An 18,753-nucleotide genomic window follows, 5' to 3' on the forward strand; every position below is an offset into this window, starting at 1 on the left:
GAATTCTCAGGGTCACTTCCCGCCCCGGGGGGTGTACTCCTTGAGGCGGTGAGCGACGCGGTCGGCGTAGTCGCGGTACTTCGGGGGAACCCCGCCCGCGTCGTTCACCTTCCGGTACGACGTCCGGTACGCGACGGCGACCAGCACCCGGCGGTCGCCCGGCAGGCCGGCGTCGAGGCGGGGCGTGATCCAGCACAGGTAACGGCCCATCGCCGGGATGGACTCGGCGGGCGGGAACGGCGGCTCGGGCACGGTCTCGCCCGGGGTGCCGTCCTCGTTCATCCACCAGCGCAGCACGCTCGGCGTCCAGCGGGCGATGCCGTACTCGTCCTTGGCCGGGTCGGCGAGATCCGGGTCGAAGTCGCTCTCGACCTTCAGCATGGCCGCGATCAGCGCCGGGCTGACCTCATCGTGTCCGCAGTCGTGCGCCGTCTCCACGATCAGCAGGCGGTAGGCGGGCGGCACACCCCGGTCGGTGCGCAGCTCGGCCGCGCCGTAGGAGGCGGCGGCGACGGCGCTCGCGGTGCCGCCGGGACGCGCGCCCGCGCCGGGCTCCCGGCCGTCGCCGGCCCAGCGGGAGAGGCCGTACCCGAGCGCGGCGACGGCGAGAAGTCCCGCGGCCGCGCCGGCCAGGGCCCGGCGCCGGGGGCGGGCCCGGGGCCACAGCGACGCCCTCGCCGGGCCGCCCGCGTTCCCCGTCGCGTCCGTCACCCGGCGCAGCAGGGCGTCGGTGCCGATCCGGTCGGCGTGCGTACGGGTCAGGCACGCCCGTACGACCTCCCGCCACGGCGACGGCAGTTCGGGGGACAGCCGCAGCTCGTGGGCGCCGCGGGAGTAGGCGACGGCGGCGTCGCGGCGGGCCGTCGGGGTGCCGCCCGGCAGCGGGAAGGACCCGGTGAGCACCAGGTGGGCCAGGACGCCGAACGCCCAGACGTCGGCCGAGGGGCGGATCCGGCGGCCGCGTTCGCCGATCTCGGACCACATCAGCTCGGGTGGGGTGTAGTCGGGGGTGGAGAAGGCGGGTGTGTAGGCGTGGGTGCCTTCCAGTTGGGCGGCCATGTTGAAGTCGGCGAGCCGTACCGAACCGTCTTTCATCAGCAGTACGTTGGCCGGTTTCAGGTCGCCGTGCACCCAGCCCGCCCGGTGCAGCTGGTGCAGGCCCTCGCAGACCTGCGCGAGCAGGACGGGCCCGGCCGGCGGGCGGGGCGTCGCGGCGAGCAGCGCGGACAGCGAACCCTCGGCCCGCTCCAGGACGAGCACGGTGGCGCCGTCGAGCCGGGGGCGGCCGGGGTCGTCGACGGTGAGGGTCTCGTACATCCGGATCAGCCGGGGCCGCCGCAGCCGGCGGAGCAGCCCGACCTCGCGCTCGATCAGGTCCCGCAAGTGCGACAGCTGCCGAGGGGTGCCGGTACCCGTGGGCAGGAACTTCAGTGCCGCCGTCTCCGGCGGGCCCGGCCCGGCGTCCACCCGGCGGGCCGCGTACACGCTGCCGAAGGCGCCGGTCGCGATCGGCTCGCGCACCTCCCAGCCGCCCACCCGGTACCCCCGGGGCACCGGAACGGCGTACGGCTCGGTCATCGCAGCGCCTGTCCGGACGGCGCCGCGAGGACCACCAGGTCGTCCTCGCGGACCAGGTCGAAGCGGAGCGCCAGGGAGACCAGCGACTCCTTCTTGCCGTTCAGCCGGGGACCGGGCTCGGCGCTCTCCGGGCCCGGCTTCAGCCGTAACTTCACGGCGAGGTAGTCGATGTTCCACTGCACCGACGTACGCGAGGCGGCCGGCCAGGCCGGGCGGAGCCGTTCGACGACCTGGTCCACGGTCGGCAGTGGCGCGTGCGGCGCCCCGCGCAGCCTCGGCTCGCACAGCGCGGCCAGCACCGCGAAGTACCGCTTGGTGCGGTCGACGGAGAAGGCCGGGGCGGTCGGCTCGCCGTCGGTGCCGTCCTCGCCGCGCAGATAGTCGTGGCGCGGCGCCCACACCTCGAGGGGCAGCAGGTCGCCCGCGGCGGGCAGCACGATCCGCGAGAACTCGAACGGCACCGGGGCGTCGAGGCGGCCCGGCGCCACCTTGATGTGCTCGCCGGCGCCCTCCGGGTTCTCCACCACGTAGGTCTGGTGGGCGGAGAGGTTGCTCACGGTCCAGAAGGTGCCGTGCGCCGTGATCTCACCCGCTCTGCGGGACACCCCGTCGTGCCCGATCAGCAGCCCGCCCTCGGGCACGGACCGCCCGAAGACGAGGCGTTCGCCGGGCGCGAGCCGGTACTGGGTGCTGGCGTTGTCGTCCCCCGTGGTCGGCGGAGGTACCACGATGATGCTGTACAAGGTGCGTCTCCCCGTGCCTGACGGCTACCCAGGCCAGACTAGGGCGACGCACCAGGGCCGTGCCCCCCTCGTACGGGTGAGACACGGCCCTGCGTGGTGATTGGCGCGAAAGCGCTCCGTGCCGGTCAGTAACGGGGGCGCTTGAACCAGGCCGCGCCCTTCGCGTTGCCCACGAACACGGCGATCAGGATGCCGAACACGAGGTGGACGATGCCCGCGATGGTGAACGGGTACAGGGCGAGGATCGCGGTGAGGATGCCGAAGACCAGGGCGGTCACGCGCAGGCCGTTGCCGCCCGAGTTGAACTTGGCGGCCAGGAACGCCGCCCAGACGCCCCAGACCAGCGCCAGGACCATGAAGCCCCACAGGACACCCGTCGGGTAGTCGGCCAGCTCCTCGAACGCGGCGTCGTCCTTGGCCTGGTCCACGGCCGCTGCCGAGATGCCGAACAGTGCCGTGCCGATGACCTGGAAGCCCACCATGATCCAGAGCAGCACTCGCGCGGTGTTGACCGTACCGGGCATGGTCGTGGGAGCGGCACCGTACGGCTGCTGCACGGGTGGAGCCTGCGGGTAGCCGTAGCCGGGCTGGCCCTGCTGCGGCTGCTGCTCGGGGTAGCCGTAGTTCGGCTGCTGGCCACCCTGCGGCGGGCCGTAGGGGTTGTTCGGATCGCCGAAACTCATGGCGGGTCTTCCTCCGTCGCTGTCAAGTGCGGGGACGACGCGCGGCTGACTCGGAGGAAGTTGTTCGAAGCGGTTCGTCCCCCCGGTACGGCCCCGCGGCACTGTGCTGCCCAATCGTTCTTGACCGAACTCTTACTTGTCCAGCCCGTCCGCGATGCGTTGTGCAAGTGCAACACCGCCGATCATGATCGGACAGGGCCGGACGTGTCCCGTGGCGTCCCGAAGCGTCCCCTCGCGGTGCCCGCATGCCGACCTGATTGGAACCCGGGGCCGGTCATCCGCGAGGATGGGGGCATGACCGCCCAGATTCTCGATGGCAAGGCCACCGCAGCTGCGATCAAGTCCGAACTGACCGCCCGCGTGGCGGCGCTGAAGGAGAGGGGTGTCACACCCGGTCTCGGCACCGTCCTGGTCGGCGACGACCCGGGCAGCCAGAAGTACGTCGCAGGCAAGCACCGCGACTGCGCCCAGGTCGGTATCGCCTCCATCCAGCGCGAACTGCCCGCGACGGCCACGCAGGAGGAGATCGAGGCGGTCGTCCGCGAGCTGAACGAGGACCCGGCCTGCACCGGGTACATCGTCCAGCTGCCGCTGCCCCGGGGCATCGACGAGAACCGCATCCTCGAACTGATGGATCCGGACAAGGACGCGGACGGCCTGCACCCGATGAACCTGGGCCGCCTCGTCCTGAACGAGCCGGCGCCGCTGCCCTGCACCCCCAACGGCATCCTCACCCTGCTGCGCCGCTACGGCGTCGAGATCAAGGGCGCCGAGGTCGTGGTCGTCGGCCGCGGTGTCACCATCGGCCGCCCGATGCCGCTGCTGCTCACCCGGCGCAGCGAGAACGCCACGGTGACCCAGTGCCACACCGGCACCCGGGACCTGGCCGCCCACCTCAAGCGCGCGGACATCGTCATCGCCGCGGCCGGCTCCCCGCACCTGGTGCGGCCCGAGGACGTCAAGCCCGGCGCGGCGGTCCTCGACGTCGGCGTCTCCCGCAACGCCGAGGGCAAGATCATGGGCGACGTGCACCCCGGTGTGGCCGAGGTGGCCGCCTGGATCTCCCCGAACCCCGGCGGCGTCGGCCCCATGACGCGGGCCCAGCTGCTCGTCAACGTGGTGGAGGCGGCGGAGCGCAGTGCCGGCTGAGGACACCAACTCACCCGAACGGCGGGGCGACACGGGGACCCCGGCCCCGGAGGCAGCGGCGTCCGCGCGGACCTCGGACGGCGCCGGGGCCGCGGCAGCCTCCGCGGGTGCCACGCGCGAGGACGAGCTCACCGTCCGTGACCCCGTCAGCGCGCCCGACGCCAAGGGGCGGCCGCTGCGTGTCACCCGCCGCTTCCCGCTCTTCACGCGTGACACGGCGCGTCCCGAGGGCGGCGGCCGGGCCGCGGCCCGCGACGCCCCGGCACCCGCCCGGCAGTGGCCGGTGCTCGCGGTGGTGCTGCTGGTCGGCATCGGCCTGCTGCTGACCGCGCTGGACGTCTTCCGCTGGGGGACGCTGCTCGTCGGTGCCGCGCTGCTGGCGGGCGCCGCGCTGCGCTGGGTGGTGCCCGACGTCGGCATGCTCGCCGTGCGCTCCCGTTTCACGGACATCACGACCTATGGCGTCCTCGGCCTCTCCATCGTCCTGCTGGCGCTGATGGCCCAGCCGAAGCCGGTGCTGGAGATCCCGTTCCTCAAGGACACCCTGCACTTCACGGTCAGCTAGCGCCGGGCGCCCTCCCGGCACGACGGCCCGTCCTCACCCCCGTGGAAGGACGGGCCGTCGCCGGGACCAACCCTCCTGCACGGGGAACGCCCCGTTCAACGCCTGTCAGGGCGCTGTGGCACGGAAGTGACCGTTCCGCTACTCCGCTACGCGGCTCGTTCCCGGGGTTCCGTACCGGGCGGGGCGACGCCGGTGGGACACTGGACCACGGGTCGGTGGCGTGCGACTGTGCACGCTCACGGCCTCTGTGCTCCTGTGCGCCCCCACCCCGGGAACTGAGATCCTGACCGGGCGCATCCCTGTGGGTAGCCAGAACCAGGTGCCGCGCGCCGGACTCCGCACGCGGCCACCAGCGGGGGAACGACCAGCACGTCACCGGGGGAAGAGGGGGAAGCAGTGCCTCGTTGGAAGGCCTTGCCGGATGAACTCGATCCGCAGATCAGGGAGTTCACCAGCCAGTTGCGTCGGCTCGTGGACCGCAGCGAGCTGAGCGTCGCGTCGGTGGCCGACGCCACGGGCTACAGCAAGACGTCCTGGGAGCGCTATCTGAACGGCCGCCTGCTGGCGCCCAAGGGTGCCATCGTGGCCCTGGCCGAGGTGACGCGGACCAATCCGGTCCACCTGACCACCATGTGGGAGCTGGCCGAGCGTGCCTGGAGCCGCTCGGAGATGCGCCACGACATGACCATGGAGGCCATCCGGATCTCCCAGGCGCGTGCCGCGCTCGGTGAACTGGGCATGCCCGCGGCCAAGTCCGGCAACTCCGCGGCCAAGTCGGGCGGCGGCGACCGGAGCGGCGGCGCGACCGGCGGGGGAGGCCGGACCGGCCGCCACGGCGGTGGAGCCGCGGCCGCGTCCGGGATCGCCGGCCCCGCCGGGGTGTCGCCCACGCTGCCGCCGACGGTGCCGGCCCAGCCGACCGCCGCCGACAGCCCCGACTCGGTCCTCGGCGCGGTCCGGGGCGGCGGCGGCCCCGGTGCCTGCGCCCCGCCCCCCGGCGGAGCGACCGAGGGCAACTCGTGGGGGCTCGCCGGATACCGGGGGCCCGCACCGACCGGCGACCGCACGGCCCGGCCCCGGATCGGTACCGCAGCGGCGGCGAGGCCGGTCGGGCCCGGCGAGACCAGCGTGCTCGGCCCGGTCGCCGGCCCTGCGGGCACCGGCCCGTCGGGCACCCACGGTGAGCCCCCGCACGGCGGCCGCCCCCGTTCGTCCGGCCGGCCCCCGGGCGGTGGCAACAAGCGGATGACGACGCTCGTCGCGGGCGTCGTCGGCGTGCTCGTCGTGATCGCGGGCGCCTTCTTCCTCCTGAAGGACGGCGGCGGCAAGGAGAACGAGGGCGCCAAGCCCTCCCCGTCGCCCACCGTGAGCAGCGAACCGAAGCTGCCGCCCGGCGTGAAGTGCGGCGGCGACGCCTGCACCGGCAAGGACCCGGAGGTCATGGGCTGCGGCGGCGACCTGGTGACCACCGGGGCGACCGCCGTCGTCGGCACGGCCTCCGTCGAGGTGCGGTACAGCAAGGTGTGCGGCGCCGCGTGGGCCCGTGTCACCCAGGCCGCGCAGGGCGACGAGATCCGGGTGAACGCCGGCGGTGCGAACGAGCAGCGGGCCACGGTCGGCAACGCCGGGGACACCGTCGCGTACACCGCGATGGTCGCCGTGGACTCCGCGGCCGACGCCACCGCCTGCGCGACGCTGGCGTCGGGCACGCAGGGGTGCACCAAGTAGCCGGGCACCCGGGCAGCGGGCAGGAGGCGCAGGCGCCGGGCACCCGGGCGGTGCGGGGGGCAGGGCAGCGAGGAGGGGGGCAAGGCGGCGCGAGGGGGCGGACCGAGAAAACTTCGCCCTCGGCAGGCATGCCCCGCGGCGTCACGGGCACGCGAGAAGCACCCCCCACGGGAGTCCGGCAACGGTATCCCCGAGCGGCGGTCGCCTTCGTCCCCCCTCTCCCGGACAGGCGGCCGCCTCTTCTTCGCGGAGATCCCGTTCGAGTTCCCCGTCCTGCTCGGCCGTCCTGTGGGCCGGGCCACACCGACCCGGACGTGCCGGACACCACGGGCGCGATAGCCTGACGGCTGGATCGATCTCTTGATACCAAGAGATCGATCAAACGCCCGGGGCCGGGACGCCCCACCCGCCAGCTGTCATACGGAGAACGCCATGACTCGCACTCCCGTGAACGTCACCGTCACCGGCGCGGCCGGCCAGATCGGTTACGCCCTGCTCTTCCGCATCGCCTCCGGCCAGCTGCTCGGCGCGGACGTGCCGGTCAAGCTGCGCCTCCTGGAGATCACCCCGGCGCTCAAGGCCGCCGAGGGCACCGCGATGGAGCTGGACGACTGCGCGTTCCCGCTGCTCCGGGGCATCGAGATCACCGACGACCCGAACGTGGCCTTCGACGGCGCCAACGTCGCCCTCCTCGTCGGCGCCCGTCCCCGCACCAAGGGCATGGAGCGCGGCGACCTCCTCGAGGCCAACGGCGGCATCTTCAAGCCGCAGGGCCAGGCCATCAACGACCACGCCGCGGACGACATCAAGGTCCTCGTCGTCGGCAACCCGGCCAACACCAACGCCCTGATCGCCCAGGCCGCCGCCCCGGACGTACCGGCCGAGCGCTTCACCGCCATGACCCGACTGGACCACAACCGCGCGCTGACCCAGCTCGCGAAGAAGACGGGCTCGACGGTCGCCGACATCAAGCGCCTGACCATCTGGGGCAACCACTCCGCCACCCAGTACCCGGACATCTTCCACGCCACCGTCGCCGGCAAGAACGCCGCCGAGACCGTGAACGACGAGAAGTGGCTGGCCGACGAGTTCATCCCGACCGTCGCCAAGCGCGGCGCCGCCATCATCGAGGCCCGCGGCGCCTCCTCGGCCGCCTCCGCCGCCAACGCCGCCATCGACCACGTGTACACCTGGGTCAACGGCACCGCCGAGGGCGACTGGACCTCCATGGGCATCCCGTCGGACGGCTCCTACGGCGTCCCGGAGGGCATCATCTCCTCCTTCCCGGTCACCACGAAGGACGGCTCGTACGAGATCGTCCAGGGCCTGGAGATCAACGAGTTCTCCCGCGCCCGTATCGACGCCTCCGTCAAGGAGCTGTCGGAGGAGCGCGAGGCGGTCCGCGGTCTCGGACTCATCTGAGCCGACCCCCGACGCCCGCACGGGCCCCGTTCCGGTTCAGACCGGGACGGGGCCCGCGCCCGTTTCCGGAGCCCGCGAAGTCCCGTTTCGCCCCTTTCCTTCGTGATGCGCCACACTTTCGGCCATCGATTCGGCATGCAATCGGGGCCGCGGGGCAGGGGCTCCCGGTCCCCGAGAGCGGCACACGGGTGACGCAGGGGGATCGATCAGGAACGGAAGGCAACACCGACCATGGCGAACAGCACGCACACCCCGGCGGAGCAGGCGCACCGGACCATCCACGCGGGAGGCGAGTGGCTCGCGGCGTCCTCCGGCGCCACGCGCGAGATCCTCGACCCCGCGGACGCCCTGCCGTTCGCCGTGGTCGCGGAGGGCGACGAGAAGGACACCGACCTCGCGGTGGCCGCCGCCCGCCGCGCCTTCGACGCGGGGGACTGGCCGCACACCCCGGTCGCCGAGCGCGCCGCCCTGCTGCGCCGCGTCGCCGACCTGCTCGTGCGCGACCGCGAGAAGCTCGGCCTGCTGGAGAGCCGCGACGCGGGCAAGACCGTCGAGGAGGGCCGCGTCGACGTCGACTGCGTCGCCGACGCCTTCCGCTACTTCGCCGACCTCGTCGCCGGTGAGGCCCCGGGCCGGGTCGTCGACGCGGGCTCGCCCGACATCCACAGCGTCGTCGTGCACGAGCCGGTGGGCGTCTGCGCGATGATCACACCCTGGAACTACCCGCTCCTCCAGGCCAGCTGGAAGATCGCCCCGGCGCTCGCCGCCGGCAACACCTTCGTGATCAAGCCCAGCGAGATCACGCCGATGACGACCGTCGCCCTGATCGACCTGCTCGTCGAGGCCGGCCTCCCCACCGGCGTCGCGGGCATCGTCACCGGCCCCGGTCACACCGTCGGCGCCCGCCTCGCCGAGCACCCCGACGTCGACCTGGTCTCCTTCACCGGCGGCCTGGCCAGCGGCACCAAGGTCGCCCAGGCCGCCGCCGTCACCGTCAAGAAGGTCGCCCTCGAACTCGGCGGCAAGAACCCCAACGTCGTCTTCGCCGACGCCTGCGAGACCGAGGAGGGCTTCGACACCGCCGTCGACCAGGCCCTCAACGCCGCCTTCATCCACAGCGGCCAGGTCTGCTCCGCCGGCGGCCGCCTCATCGTCGAGGAGTCGGTCCGCGACCGCTTCGTCGCCGAACTCGCCCGCCGTGCCCGGAAGATCCGGCTCGGCCGCGGCACCGAGGACGGTGTCGAGTGCGGCCCGCTCGTCTCCGAGCAGCAGCGTGCCAAGACCGAGGACTACGTCGCCTCCGCGCTCGCCGAGGGCGCCGAACTCCGCTGCGGCGGCAAGCGACCCGAGCCGTCGCCCCAGCGGCCGGAGTCCGGCTACTTCTACGAGCCGACCGTCCTCGACCACTGCCACCGCGAGATGCGGGTGGTACGGGAGGAGGTCTTCGGGCCGGTCCTCACCGTCGAGACCTTCCGCACCGAGGACGAGGCCGTAGCCCTCGCCAACGACACCGAGTACGGTCTGGCCGGTGCCGTCTGGACCGCCGACGCGGGACGGGCCCGCCGGGTCGCGGGCCGGCTGCGGCACGGCACCGTCTGGATCAACGACTTCCACCCCTACCTGCCGCAGGCGGAGTGGGGCGGCTTCGGCAAGAGCGGCGTCGGCCGCGAACTCGGCCCCGCCGGCCTGGCCGAGTACCGCGAGAGCAAGCACGTCTACCAGAACCTCGCGCCCAAGCCCGTCCGCTGGTTCTCGGGCTGACCCTCCCGCACCCGTTCCCCCCGTCGCACCCCGTCCCCACGCCCCACTGGAGTACCTCCATGCCCGAAACCACCCAGGTCTACGACTACGTCGTCGTCGGCGGCGGCACCGCGGGATCGGTGATCGCCTCCCGCCTCACCGAGAACCCGGACGTCACCGTCGCCGTCGTCGAAGGCGGGCCGAGCGACGTCGGCCGCGACGACGTGCTGACCCTGCGCCGCTGGATGGGCCTGCTCGGCGGCGAGCTGGACTACGACTACCCCACCACCGAGCAGCCGCACGGCAATTCGCACATCCGGCACAGCCGCGCCCGCGTCCTCGGCGGCTGCTCCTCGCACAACACCCTCATCGCCTTCAAGCCGCTGCCGTCCGACTGGGACGAGTGGGAGGCCGCCGGCGCCAAGGGCTGGGGCGCGGTGCAGATGGAGGCGTACTGGGCGCGGCTGCGCAACAACATCGTGCGGGTCGCCGACAAGGACCAGAACGCCATCGCCAAGGACTGGATCGAGGCGGCCGGGACCGCCCTCGACGTCCCCGAGGTGGTCGGCTTCAACGACAAGCCCTTCCACGAGGGCGTCGGCTTCCTCGACCTCGCCTACCACCCGGAGAACAACAAGCGCTCCTCGGCCTCCGTCGCCTACCTGCACCCCCACATCGAGGCCGGCGACCGGCCGAACCTGACGCTGCTGCTGGAGACCTGGGCGTACCGGCTGGAACTGGACGGCAACCGCGCCACCGGTGTCCGGGTGCGTACCGCGGACGACGGTGAGCAGCTGATCAGTGCCCGTCGCGAGGTCGTGGTCTGCGCCGGCGCGGTCGACTCGCCGCGACTGCTGATGCTGTCCGGCATCGGGCCGCGCCAGGACCTCGAAGCGCTGGGCATCCCGGTCGTGCACGACCTGCCGGGCGTCGGCGAGAACCTCCAGGACCATCCCGAGTCGGTCATCGTGTGGGAGACGGAACGGCCGTTGCCGGAGAACTCCGCGATGGACTCCGACGCTGCGCTGTTCGTGCGCCGCGATGCCACGCAGGATCTGCCCGATCTGATGTTCCACTTCTACCAGATCCCGTTCACCGACAACCCCGAGCGGCTCGGCTACCAACGGCCCCCGCACGGTGTGTCGATGACGCCGAACATCCCCAAGTCCCGCGCCCGCGGCCGGCTGTACCTGAAGAGCGCCGACCCGAACGACAAGCCCGCCCTCGACTTCCGGTACTTCACCGACGAGGACGGCTACGACGCCCAGACGCTCGTCGACGGTGTGAAGATCGCCCGGGAGATCGCGCGGACCGAACCGTTCGCGAGCTGGCTGAAGCGGGAAGTGTTCCCGGGACCCGACGTCACCGACGACGATCGGCTCAGCGAGCTGCTGCGCAAGGCGCACCACACCGTCTACCACCCGGCGGGCACCTGCCGGATGGGCGCCGCCGACGACCGCCTCGCCGTCGTGGATCCCGAACTCAGGGTCCGTGGCCTGGAGGGCGTGCGAGTCGTCGACGCCTCCGTCTTTCCGACCCTGCCCTCCGTGAACCCGATGACCGGCGTGCTGATGGTCGGCGAGAAGGCGGCTGAACTGCTGGCCGACTCCAGTGAAGGGAACCAGATCTGATGAGCGGCACACCCATGACCGAGAAACCCGGATCCGGGGCCGAACCCGGCAAGGACACGGCGCCCGTGGACCCGGCGGGGCAGCCGCCCGTCTTCGGCGTGCGCAACCTGTGGAAGGTCTTCGGCCCGAAGGCCGAGCGGGTTCCCGGCAACCCGGAGTTCGCCGGGCTCTCCCAGACCGAGCTGCGCACCCGCACCGGCTGTACGGCGGCCGTCCGGGACGTCTCCTTCGATGTGCGCAAGGGCGAGGTCTTCGTCGTCATGGGCCTGTCCGGCTCGGGCAAGTCCACTCTCGTGCGCTGTCTGACGCGGCTCATCGAGCCGACGTCCGGCACGCTGGAGATCGACGGCGAGGACGTCATCGCCATGGACAGGAGCCGGCTGCGCGAGCTGCGCCGGCACCGTGCCGCCATGGTGTTCCAGCACTTCGGCCTGCTGCCGCACCGCTCCGTCCTGGACAACGTCGCCTACGGCCTGGAGATCCAGGGCATGCCCAAGGAGCAGCGGCGCGCCCGGGCCATGGAGATGGTCGCCAAGGTCGGTCTGGAGGGCCTGGAGCAGCGCCGGCCGGTCCAGCTCTCCGGCGGTCAGCAGCAGCGCGTGGGCCTGGCCCGGGCACTCGCCTCCGACCCCGAGGTGCTGCTCTTCGACGAGCCGTTCAGCGCGCTCGACCCGCTGATCCGGCGGGACATGCAGGAGGAGGTCATCCGCCTGCACGACGAGGAGGGCCGCACCATGGTCTTCATCACCCACGACCTCAGCGAGGCCCTGCGCGTCGGCGACCGTATCGCCCTGATGCGGGACGGCGAGATCGTGCAGCTCGGCACCCCCGAGGAGATCGTCGGCTCGCCCGTCGACGACTACGTCCGCGACTTCGTGCGTGACGTGCCGCGCGAGCAGGTCATCACCGTCCGTACGGCCATGCGCCCCGGCGGCTGCGGCGGCCCCGACCACCCCGGCGCCCTCACGCCCGACACGGTCGTCGTCGACGCCGTCGAAACCGTCGCCCGCACCGGCCGGCCCGCCTGCGTCGTGGAGGCCGGCGAGTGCCTGGGCCAGGTCGACCAGGTGGCCCTGCTGCGGGTCGTGGCCGGACTGGACCGCGAGGAGGTGGCCGCGTGATAGACGACATACGCAGGCCCGCCTTTCGAGGCCGGGGGTGGAGCGCGTGAGTGCCGTCGTCACCCCCGCCCCGCCGGTCGATCAGGCGAAGGACCCCGTCTCCGCCGAGCCGAGTTCGGTGCTGCGCCGCCCTCTGGTGCGCCGACTGCTGCCGCTGGGAGTCGCCGCCGCCGTCCTCATACCGCTGGCGGCCGTCCTGTGGGGCAGCGGGACCTGGCCGTCCGAGCTGACCGTCGACGTCAAGACGCCGCTGGACGACGCCTACACCTGGGTCGTGACCAACCGGGAGACCAACCCGGTGTTCCTCTACTTCCTGCTGCACCTGAGCAACTGGTCCGACAGCTCGGTCACCTGGATGACCGACCTGCTGGAGACCGTCGGGTGGTTCCCGGTGATCGTGGCCGCCGTGCTGCTGTCCTGGCGGATCGGCGGTCTGCGGGACCGGCGCGGGCTGAGGCTGGCGGGCGTCACACTCGCCGCGTTCGCGGTGTGCGGTGTGCTCGGCATGTGGGAAGCCACCATGGAGACCCTCGCCCTCATGGCCGTCGCGGTCGCGGTCTCCGCCGTGATCGGCGCACTGCTGGGACTCGGCGCCGGCCTGTCGGACCGCTTCGAGCGGATCCTGCGGCCGGTCCTGGACACCATGCAGATCATGCCGGCGTTCGCGTACCTGCTGCCGCTGGTGCTGCTGTTCGGCATCGGCGTACCGTCCGCGCTGATCGCGACGATCATCTACGCGGCGCCGCCGATGGCGCGTCTGACCTCGCTCGGCCTGCGCGGCGCCGACCCGTCCGTCATGGAGGCGGCGAAGTCGCTGGGCACGAGCCCGGTGCAGCGGCTGCTGACCGCGCGGCTGCCGCTGGCTCGCAAGGAGGTCCTGCTGGGCCTGAACCAGACGATCATGATGGCGCTGTCGATGGTCACCATCGCCGCCGTGATCGGCTCGGGCGGCCTCGGTGAGGAGGTGTTCCGCGCGCTGTCCACCGTCGACGTCGGCGGGGCGCTCGCCGCGGGCATCCCGATCGTGCTGCTGGCCATCTGGCTGGACCGCAGCACCGCCGTCGCCGGCGAGCGGCTCGGCGAGGGCGCGGCCCCGTCCGGGTCCTCCTGGCTGCACGGCTGGCGCGCCTGGACCGCGGTGGCAGGCTTCGGTGCCGTGCTGGGCACGGCCGGCTGGCAGCTTCTGATCGCCAAGTGGCCCGAGGAGTGGGAGCTGAACATCGCCCCGCCCGTCAACGACGCGGTCGGCTGGTTCACCGGCCACCTGGCCGAGGGCGTGCCCGTGCTGGGCGGCACCCGGACCTGGGCGGACAACTTCACCATCTGGATCCTCGACCCGCTTCGGGACGGCCTGACCGGTGTGCCGTGGTGGCTGCTGGTCCTGCTGGCCGCCGGGCTCGCCCTGCTCGCCGGCGGCTGGGGCGCGATGGCGACCGCGGGTCTGTCGATGGCCGGTGTCGGCGTGATCGGCGTGTGGACCAACTCCCTGGACACCCTGTCGCAGGCGATCGCGGGCGTCGTCGTCACGCTCGTGCTCGGGTTCCTGATCGGGGTGGCGGCGGCCCGCGTACCGCTGCTGGAACGCATGCTGCGGCCCGTCCTGGACACCATGCAGACCCTGCCGCAGTTCATCTACCTGATCCCGGTGGTGGCCCTGTTCAACGTGGGCCGTTCCGCCGCCGTCGCCGCGGCCGTGCTGTACGCGCTGCCCGCCGTCGTCCGGATCACCGTGCAGGGCCTGAAGCAGATTGACGCCGCGACGCTGGAGGCGTCCCGCTCCATGGGCGCGTCCGCCTTCCAGCAGATCCGCCAGGTGCAGGTGCCGCTGGCCCGGCCCGCGCTGATGCTCGCGCTCAACCAGGGTGTCGTGCTGGTGCTCGCCATGGTCATCGTCGGCGGTTTCGTCGGCTCCGGCGCGCTCGGCTACGACGTCGTCTACGGCCTGCAGAAGAGCCAGCTCGGCGTCGGCCTCTCCGCCGGTGTCGCGATCGTGCTGCTGGGGCTCGTCCTGGACCGCGCGACACAGCGGCCGGGCCTGAAGAGCGGCACGCACTAGGCCGGCCCGCACGCCCGTCCCCCGTCCCCAACCCGGCTCAGCTCCCCGCAGGAACATCCTGCCTGTCCGAAACGAGAGACACGCTCACATGAAGAACGCCATGAAGAACAGAAAGCACCTCCTGCGTGCCGCCACCGCGACCGCCGTCGTCCTCGGCGTCACCGGCCTGAGCGCCTGCAGCGCCGCCAAGACGGACTCCTCGTCCTCGTCGGGCGGCAGCTCCGACCCGGTCAACATCGCCGTACCGTCCTGGGTCGGCGCCGAGGCCAACGCGGCCGTCGCCAAGTACCTCCTCGAGAACGAACTCGACACGAAGGTCGAACTCACCCAGCTCGACGAGTCGGTCGCGTTCGACGCGCTCAACAGTGGCAAGTCCGACGCCATCCTGGAGGACTGGGGCGGCGCGCCGAAGAAGGTGAAGCTGTACGTCGACAGCAAGAAGTCCGTCGTCGAGGGCGGCGACCTCGGCGTGGTCGGTCACATCGGCTGGTTCGTGCCGAAGTACCTCGTGGACGAGCACCCGGAGCTGAAGACCTGGGAGGGCCTCAACAAGAACAAGAACCTGTTCAAGACCGCGGAGAGCGGCGACAAGGGGCAGCTCCTGGAGGGCTCGCCGTCGTACACCACCAACGACGACGCGCTCATCAAGAACCTCAAGCTGGACTTCAAGACGGTCTACGCCGGTTCCGAGGCCGCGCAGATCACCCAGATCAAGGAGGACTACAAGGCGAAGAAGCCGTTCATCAGCTACTGGTGGACGCCGCAGTGGCTCAACTCGCAGGTCGACCTCGTCGAGGTGAAGCTGCCCGAGTACGAGGAGGGCTGCGACTCCGACCCGGCCAAGATCGACTGCGGTTACGCCCAGACACCGCTGAAGAAGTACTTCAGTGCCGACTTCGTGAAGAACAACGAGAAGGCGGCCCAGTTCCTGAAGAACTTCAACTGGTCGGCCGACCAGCAGAACGAGGTCGCCGCGATGATCGCCGACAAGAAGATGAGTTCGCAGAAGGCGGCAGCGGCCTGGGTCAAGGCCAACCCGGACGTCTGGAAGGCTTGGCTGCCGAAGTAGGCGGGCGCCCGGGCCGAAGCAGGCGCCTTGGGCCCGAAGAGGGCCGCTTCGCGGGGCGGTGAGCCTATGTCCGGAGTCTCGTGGCGACCTGGCGCACCGCCCGCTCCGCGTGCCGCTGGAGTCCCGGCCCGTAGGTGATCCGGGTGGCCCCGAGTCCGCCGAGTTCGGCGGGCGAGGGGCCCCGGCCGGGACGTGCGAACACGTTCATCGGCCCCCGGATCCCGGCCCGCAGCCGCGGCAGTACGGCGACGGGGGCGGCGATCGGGTACACGCAGTCGGCGCCCGCGGCGACGTAGGCCGCCGCCCGCTCGATCGCCGCCTCCGGGGCGTCGTCGCCCCTGATGAACGTGTCGATCCGGGCGTTCAGGAACAGCCGGCCGCCGGCCGCCTCCCGCACCCCGGCCAGCCACTCGGCGTGCTCCTGCGGGTCCTTGAGCCCCGCGTCGGTGGAGTCCTCCAGGTTGCAGCCGACGGCGCCCGCCTCGAGGAGCCGTTCCACCAGCTCCTTCGGCGCCAGCCCGTACCCGCCCTCGACGTCCGCCGACACGGGGACGTCCTCCACGGCGCGCACGATCCGGGCGACCGCCGCGAACATCTCGTCCGCCGGGGTCGCCCCGTCCTCGTACCCGAGCGAGGCCGCCACCCCGGCGCTCGGCGTCGCGAGCGCCGGGAAGCCGGCCGCGGCGAACACCCGGGCGCTCGCCGCGTCCCAGGGGCCGGGCAGCACGAGCGGATCGTCCGCGGCCCGCCCGTGGTGCAGCGCACGGAACCGCTCGACGCCGTCCGGCCCAGTCACCACTCCGTGCTTCTCGCGGGAATGCGGCGGGCCACCATCAGCCGGTTCCAGGTGTTGATCGTCGCTGTCAGCGCCAGCAGGTGGGCCAGCTCCGCCTCCTCGAAGTGGGCCGCGGCCTGCTCGTACACCTCGTCCGGCACGAAGCCCTCCGTCAGCACCGTCACCGCCTCGGTCAGCGCCAGCGCCGCCCGCTCCCGGGCGTCGAAGACGTCACCGGCCTCCTCCCAGGCGGCGAGCAGGTCCAGCCGCCGCTCGCTGACCCCCAGTTGGCGGGCGAGTCCGAGATGCATGTCCAGGCAGAAGGCGCAGTGGTTGAGCTGCGAGGCCCGGATCTGCACCAGCTCCGCCAGGCCCGCGTCCCCCAGCCCCCGCTTGGCGGCGGCGCCCACCGCCCGCAGCGCGGAGCGGACGCGGTCGTCCAGACGGGTCGTACGGGCCGTCATCCGTGCTGCCCCGGGCGGTAGTGGCCCGGCGTCATGCGGCAGGTCACGCCGAAGCGGTTCCAGGTGTTGATCACCGCGATGGCGGAGATCAGCTGCGCCAGCTCGGCCTCCTCGAAGTGGGCCGCGGCCTGCTCGTACACCTCGTCCGGCACGAAACCGTCCGTCAGGACGGTGACCGCCTCGGTCAGCCCGATCGCCGCCAGCTCCTTGTCCGTGTAGAAGTGCGGCGACTCCTCCCACGCGCCGAGCTGCACGATCCGCTCCACGCTCTCCCCGGCCGCGAGTGCGTCCTTGGTGTGCATGTCGAGGCAGAAGGCGCAGTGGTTGAGCTGCGAGGCGCGGATCTTCACCAGCTCGTACAGCTTCGGGTCCAGCCCCCGCCGGGCGGCGGTGTCGAGCCGGAGCATCGCCTTGTAGACGTCGGGGGCGTGCTGGGACCAGTTCAGCCGGACGGGCGGCTCGGCGGCGTAGCCCGTTGCCTGCGTGCCGTCAGTGGTCGTCTCGTCAGTGGTCGTCGTCATGCCGTCGAGCCTAGAAACGAAGCAGCCCACCAGTATGGTCCATTCCCATGGCGAATCCCTGGGCCACTCTCGGCATCGACCTCCACCTGGAACCGGCCGGTCCCGGCCTGCGCCGCGGCCTGACCGACGCCCTGCGCGAGGCCGTCCGCACCGGCCGCCTTACCCCCGGCACCCGGCTGCCCTCCTCCCGCACCCTCGCCGCCGACCTCGGCCTCGCCCGCAACACCGTCGCCGACGCCTACGCCGACCTGGTCGCCGAGGGCTGGCTCACCGCTCGCCAGGGCTCCGGCACCCGTGTCGCCGACCGCGCCGTCGTACCGCCCGCCGACACCGCCCCCCGCTCCCGCGCACCGGCCCGCCCCGTCTACGACCTGCGCCCGGGCAACCCCGACCTCGCCTCCTTCCCGCGCGCCGAGTGGCTCAGGGCCGCCCGCCGCGCCCTCACCGCCGCCCCCAACGACGCCCTCGGCTACGGCGACCCGCGCGGTCGCCCCGAGCTGCGCGGCGCCCTGGCCGACTACCTCGCCCGGGCCCGCGGCGTGCGCGCCGACGCCGAACGCGTGCTGGTCTGCGGCGGCTTCGCCCACGGCCTGACGCTGCTCGCCACCGTGCTGCGGGCCCGCGGCGTGCACACCGTCGCCGTCGAGTCGTACGGCCTGCACGTCCACCGCGACCTGCTGACCGCCGCCGGACTGCGCACCGTCCCGCTGCCGCTGGACGCGCACGGCACCGACCCCGACGTGCCCCCGGGCACCGGCGCCGTGCTGCTCACCCCGGCCCACCAGTTCCCGCTCGGCATGCCCCTGCACCCCGACCGGCGGACGGCCGTCGTCGACTGGGCGCGGCGCACCGGCGGCCTGGTCCTGGAGGACGACTACGACGGCGAGTTCCGCTACGACCGCCAGCCCGTCGGCGCCCTCCAGGGTCTCGACCCCGACCGCGTCGTCCACCTCGGCACCGCGAGCAAGTCCCTCGCCCCCGGCCTGCGGCTGGCCTGGATGGTGCTGCCGCCCGGCCTCGCCGACGACCTGACGGCCGCCCGCGGCGGCCTGGACACCAGCGGAGTCATGGACCAGCTGACCCTGGCCGAGTTCCTGACCTCCGGTGCCTACGACCGCCACGTCCGCTCCGCCCGCCTGCGCTACCGCCGCCGTCGCGACGCCCTGGTCGCCCACGTCGCCGCCCACAACCCCGAGGTGCGGGTGACCGGCATCGCGGCCGGCCTGCACGCCGTACTGCGACTGCCGCCCGGCACCGAGCAGTCGGTCGTCCGCGCGGCGGCCTGGCAGGGCCTCGGGCTGTACGGCCTGTCGGTCTTCCGCCACCCCGACGCCACCGCCGACCCGATGGACGCCGTCGTCGTCGGCTACGGCACCCCGCCCGACCACGCCTGGGCGGGGGCCCTGGAAGCGCTGGGCCGCACCCTGCCGTAGAGTCCGAACCCGTTGTCGGCCGTACACTCGATCAGTCCAACTGACGTACGGAAAGCAGAAGAACGCACAACGGGG

At 72.6% G+C, this 18,753-nt stretch carries 16 protein-coding genes; 10 read left to right on the forward strand and 6 right to left on the reverse strand.

What is annotated here, in order from left to right:
• Positions 1-12 precede the first annotated feature (12 nt).
• The 3 genes from AB0P07_RS02065 to AB0P07_RS02075 all read right to left on the reverse strand — a co-directional run bounded on the left by AB0P07_RS02065 (position 13) and on the right by AB0P07_RS02075 (position 3,004).
• Positions 13-1,578, reverse strand: coding sequence for a protein kinase (locus AB0P07_RS02065; RefSeq protein ID WP_365543739.1), 1,566 nt, complete (start codon positions 1,576-1,578; stop codon positions 13-15).
• A complete protein-coding gene (locus AB0P07_RS02070; protein ID WP_365543742.1) occupies positions 1,575-2,321 on the reverse strand; it encodes an FHA domain-containing protein in 747 nt (248 codons plus the stop codon). The genes AB0P07_RS02065 and AB0P07_RS02070 overlap by 4 nt, the downstream gene beginning before the upstream one ends.
• A gap of 125 nt (positions 2,322-2,446) precedes the next feature.
• Positions 2,447-3,004, reverse strand: coding sequence for a hypothetical protein (locus tag AB0P07_RS02075; RefSeq protein WP_365543745.1), 558 nt, complete (start codon positions 3,002-3,004; stop codon positions 2,447-2,449).
• Positions 3,005-3,298: 294 nt separating this feature from the next.
• Between AB0P07_RS02075 and AB0P07_RS02080 the strand changes: the two genes are divergently transcribed.
• The 9 genes from AB0P07_RS02080 to AB0P07_RS02120 all read left to right on the forward strand — a co-directional run bounded on the left by AB0P07_RS02080 (position 3,299) and on the right by AB0P07_RS02120 (position 15,485).
• Positions 3,299-4,153 carry a bifunctional methylenetetrahydrofolate dehydrogenase/methenyltetrahydrofolate cyclohydrolase gene (locus AB0P07_RS02080; RefSeq protein ID WP_003974148.1) on the forward strand — a complete coding sequence of 285 codons (855 nt, stop codon included), beginning with the start codon at positions 3,299-3,301 and terminating at the stop codon, positions 4,151-4,153.
• Complete coding sequence (locus AB0P07_RS02085) at positions 4,143-4,718, forward strand: DUF3017 domain-containing protein (RefSeq protein WP_365543748.1); 576 nt, start codon at positions 4,143-4,145, stop codon at positions 4,716-4,718. Before AB0P07_RS02080 ends, AB0P07_RS02085 begins: the two co-directional genes overlap by 11 nt.
• Positions 4,719-5,132: 414 nt before the next feature.
• Entirely contained in the window at positions 5,133-6,446 is a 1,314-nt protein-coding gene (locus AB0P07_RS02090; protein WP_365543751.1) for a DUF2690 domain-containing protein, read from the forward strand.
• A gap of 432 nt (positions 6,447-6,878) precedes the next feature.
• Complete coding sequence (locus AB0P07_RS02095) at positions 6,879-7,868, forward strand: malate dehydrogenase (RefSeq protein ID WP_365543753.1); 990 nt, start codon at positions 6,879-6,881, stop codon at positions 7,866-7,868.
• Between the two features lie 231 nt (positions 7,869-8,099).
• Positions 8,100-9,629 (forward strand): aldehyde dehydrogenase family protein, encoded by a 1,530-nt coding sequence (locus AB0P07_RS02100; protein ID WP_365543756.1) that lies wholly within the window; start codon positions 8,100-8,102, stop codon positions 9,627-9,629.
• Positions 9,630-9,688: 59 nt separating this feature from the next.
• Positions 9,689-11,239 carry a GMC oxidoreductase gene (locus AB0P07_RS02105; RefSeq protein ID WP_365543758.1) on the forward strand — a complete coding sequence of 517 codons (1,551 nt, stop codon included), beginning with the start codon at positions 9,689-9,691 and terminating at the stop codon, positions 11,237-11,239.
• Positions 11,239-12,360, forward strand: a complete 1,122-nt coding sequence (locus AB0P07_RS02110; RefSeq protein WP_365543761.1) for a glycine betaine/L-proline ABC transporter ATP-binding protein — start codon at positions 11,239-11,241, stop codon at positions 12,358-12,360. The genes AB0P07_RS02105 and AB0P07_RS02110 overlap by 1 nt, the downstream gene beginning before the upstream one ends.
• Before the next feature lie 118 nt (positions 12,361-12,478).
• Positions 12,479-14,416: an ABC transporter permease subunit gene (locus AB0P07_RS02115; protein WP_365544509.1), complete on the forward strand. Its 1,938-nt coding sequence runs from the start codon at positions 12,479-12,481 to the stop codon at positions 14,414-14,416.
• A 100-nt stretch (positions 14,417-14,516) separates the two neighbouring features.
• Positions 14,517-15,485 (forward strand): ABC transporter substrate-binding protein, encoded by a 969-nt coding sequence (locus AB0P07_RS02120; RefSeq protein ID WP_365543763.1) that lies wholly within the window; start codon positions 14,517-14,519, stop codon positions 15,483-15,485.
• Between the two features lie 64 nt (positions 15,486-15,549).
• Here AB0P07_RS02120 and AB0P07_RS02125 read toward each other — a convergent pair whose 3' ends face one another.
• From AB0P07_RS02125 to AB0P07_RS02135, 3 genes are read right to left on the reverse strand one after another with little or no spacing between them, the layout of a single operon-like run.
• The gene (locus AB0P07_RS02125) at positions 15,550-16,284 is read right to left on the reverse strand and encodes an isocitrate lyase/phosphoenolpyruvate mutase family protein (protein ID WP_365543766.1); all 735 of its coding nucleotides are present in this window, start codon (positions 16,282-16,284) and stop codon (positions 15,550-15,552) included.
• Positions 16,278-16,724, reverse strand: coding sequence for a carboxymuconolactone decarboxylase family protein (locus tag AB0P07_RS02130; RefSeq protein WP_365543769.1), 447 nt, complete (start codon positions 16,722-16,724; stop codon positions 16,278-16,280). Before AB0P07_RS02130 ends, AB0P07_RS02125 begins: the two co-directional genes overlap by 7 nt.
• Complete coding sequence (locus AB0P07_RS02135) at positions 16,721-17,245, reverse strand: carboxymuconolactone decarboxylase family protein (protein WP_365543772.1); 525 nt, start codon at positions 17,243-17,245, stop codon at positions 16,721-16,723. Before AB0P07_RS02135 ends, AB0P07_RS02130 begins: the two co-directional genes overlap by 4 nt.
• A gap of 47 nt (positions 17,246-17,292) precedes the next feature.
• Between AB0P07_RS02135 and AB0P07_RS02140 the strand changes: the two genes are divergently transcribed.
• Positions 17,293-18,678: a PLP-dependent aminotransferase family protein gene (locus AB0P07_RS02140; protein ID WP_365543775.1), complete on the forward strand. Its 1,386-nt coding sequence runs from the start codon at positions 17,293-17,295 to the stop codon at positions 18,676-18,678.
• Positions 18,679-18,753 lie beyond the last annotated feature (75 nt).

The organism is Streptomyces sp. NPDC085944 (assembly GCF_040686295.1).
Lineage (GTDB): Bacteria > Actinomycetota > Actinomycetes > Streptomycetales > Streptomycetaceae > Streptomyces > Streptomyces salinarius.